We start from the raw sequence: 2,230 nt of genomic DNA on the forward strand, positions 1-2,230 counted from the left end.
CTTCCCAGCGACCTTCTCCGTCCAGCATGTAATTGATCGCCTTGGTGACAGGGTTGTGCTTGGACATCCGGGCCCGCTCGGCCAGCATCCAATCATAGAGATCATGGACCAAAGGTGCGACCCGCTGCTGGCGGACCTCATGACGCGCTGCAGCGGACAGGCCATTGATCTCGCGCTCGACAGCAAAGATTGCGTCGATCCGCGTTACAGCGTCGAACGCGATAGGCGAGATTTCTTCCGCAACCTTTTTGCCCTTGCGGGCGATGGCCTTGATATCGGCCAGCTCAAAGAACTTGCGCCTTGCATGGCTCCAACACAGCGCAGAACGCACCGGACCTGGACTGCGATCTGCCAGATAAAGATCGTTGTAGCCGCCATAGACATCTGATTGCAGCACGCCGTGCCATCCAGCCAGATGTCGGGTCGGATGCTCCTTGCGACGATCTGTCGAGAACTTGAAGAGGGCGGCAGGTGGCGCGCCCCCATCCCAAGGCCGGTCATCGCGCACATAGGTCCAGAGCCGCGCCGTCTTCGTGCCGCCGCGGGCCAGAAGCGGCACAGTAGTGTCGTCGCCATGCAGACGGCCGCCGTCCAGCACGTGACGCTCGATCAGCGCATGGATCGGGGCCAGTGCAACACAGGCATGACCGATCAGATCAGCCAGAGTGGACAGGCTAAGCTCAATCCCCTCACGTGCGATCCGTTCGGATTGCCGGTTCAGTGGTTGGTGCTGTCCATATTTGTCAAAGGCGATCATCGCGATCAGCTGCGGCCCTGCCCAACCGCGCGGAATAGCGTGGAACAGGGCCGGCGGCTGGCTGATCTTTTCACAAGCGCGGCAGGTGAACTTTTCGCGGACGGTCTGGATCACCTTCCACTGGCGAGGGATCACTTCAAGCGTCTCGGTGATGTCCTCGCCCATCTTCACGATGCGATCTGAACCACAGCAGGTGCAGCTGGTCGGCGCCTCGACCACAACACGTTCACGCGGCAAGTGGTCTGGAAAGGGTTTGCGCACCGGCTTGCGCCGCGTGAAGGCGCGCACCGTGCTGGTCGTGTCCGCAGCAGTGGCCACTTCAGCCGCCAGCGCATCCTCGGTGGCACCTGCCTCCAATTCTTCAAGCTGCAATTCCAACTGATCAATCAGCCGTGCGCGGCGCTCGGACGAGACGCCGTATTTGTCGCGCCGCAGCTTGGCGATCTCGAGCTTCAATTCCTGGATCATCGCCTCCGTGCAGGAGGCCAAGGCACGGGCCTGCGCCAATTCGCCTTCCGCTGCCCGGGCGCGCGCCATTTCCGCAACAAGGGCGGCACGCAATCTGGCGATTTCGGAAGCGGCATCTGACATGGCCAATTCATACCATGGACACCACAAAGAGCCAACAAAATCAGGGCTTTTTCCGCAAATTATCCAGCCGTTTGAGGCCTTTGCGTCCAGCGCGGATTGCGCCAGTCAATACCTTCGAGAAGATAGCCAAGCTGCGCTGCGGATATCGCCACTGCCGTCCCGCTCTGGCTCACAGGCCAGATGAACTTTCCCGCCTCGAGGCGCTTTATATACAGCGACATGCCCAGGCCATCATGCCAAAGCAGCTTCACAAGATCACCTTTGCGCCCCCGGAAGCAGAAGATTTCACCCGCATGTGGGTCGCGACCAAGGCCCTGCTGGACCGCCAGCGCCAAGGTGTTCATCCCACACCGCATGTCTGTCACGCCACCTGCGATCCACACCTTCGTCCCTGCAGAAAACGCGATCATGACGGATCCAACGCCTGAACGAGCCGCGCCAGCACGACAGGATCGATCGTCGCTGCAACCGAAAGACGCCTGCCATTCACAAGCGTGATCTCGGCACGGTCGCTCGAAACCGACACAACTCCCGGTTCTGCTGCCATTGGTCCCGCTGGGGTTGCAGGGGGCGCAAGCGTCACCGGTGTGAACCGAAGTGGCGCCAAACCACCCGATAATTCTCCATTGCGATATTGACGCCGCCACCGCACCAGCAAGGTGCGTCCGATGTCGTGGCGACGCGCCGTATCCGCAATGCTCCCACCAGGGCCAAAACTTTCTTCAACAATGCCAAGCTTCTGCGCATCCGTCCACCGCCGACGGCGGCCGGTATCGGTCACAGATAGGATCTCTACGTCGGGTCTGTATCTATGGTCGGACATAACGTCGGACCTAAACGGAAAGCTTCAGCACAAGAAGACGGCCCACCGCGAAGGGTTAC

At 60.4% G+C, this 2,230-nt stretch carries 3 protein-coding genes; all 3 read right to left on the reverse strand.

Translation table 11 applies throughout. The features are described 5' to 3' along the window. A partial coding sequence (locus H9532_RS12960) for an IS66 family transposase (RefSeq protein ID WP_296369197.1) occupies positions 1 to 1,348 on the reverse strand: 1,348 nt, incomplete at its 3' end. A 59-nt stretch (positions 1,349 to 1,407) separates the two neighbouring features. After that, entirely contained in the window at positions 1,408 to 1,758 is a 351-nt protein-coding gene (tnpB, locus tag H9532_RS12965; protein ID WP_296369199.1) for an IS66 family insertion sequence element accessory protein TnpB, read from the reverse strand. Then, the gene (locus H9532_RS12970) at positions 1,755 to 2,129 is read right to left on the reverse strand and encodes a transposase (RefSeq protein ID WP_296369200.1); all 375 of its coding nucleotides are present in this window, start codon (positions 2,127 to 2,129) and stop codon (positions 1,755 to 1,757) included. The genes tnpB and H9532_RS12970 overlap by 4 nt, the downstream gene beginning before the upstream one ends. Positions 2,130 to 2,230: the final 101 nt, after the last annotated feature.

It is taken from the genome of Vulcanococcus sp. Clear-D1, assembly GCF_014654725.1.
Taxonomy (GTDB): Bacteria; Cyanobacteriota; Cyanobacteriia; order PCC-6307; family Cyanobiaceae; genus Vulcanococcus.